Origin of the sequence: Cupriavidus sp. SIMBA_020 (genome assembly GCF_046535395.1) — a bacterium.
In the GTDB taxonomy this organism is placed as follows: Bacteria; Pseudomonadota; Gammaproteobacteria; order Burkholderiales; family Burkholderiaceae; genus Cupriavidus; species Cupriavidus campinensis.
Window position 1 is genome coordinate 1 of record NZ_JAWRWU010001838.1, and the last position, 229, is coordinate 229.

A 229-nucleotide genomic window follows, 5' to 3' on the forward strand; every position below is an offset into this window, starting at 1 on the left:
GCGATCGGCGGCAGCGAGCCGAACGCGTTCGCCGCGGAAATCCTGAAGCTGTTCGACGATGCGCTGTCCGTCACGCAGTGCACGATCTTCGCGTACGAGTTCGGCAACCGGCCGCGCACCGTGTCGGTCGCCGATCATCGCGGCGGCCGCTACCTGCGCGATGTCGCCGACACCTACGCGCGACATTTCTATGCGCTCGACGGCAACCAGACGATCGTCTCGGCCGCCG

Annotated in this window: 1 pseudogene; it reads left to right on the forward strand. The window is 67.2% G+C overall.

Annotated features, from left to right (window positions below):
• Positions 1–229, forward strand: a pseudogene (locus SB751_RS35955) (LuxR family transcriptional regulator); the annotation flags it as partial.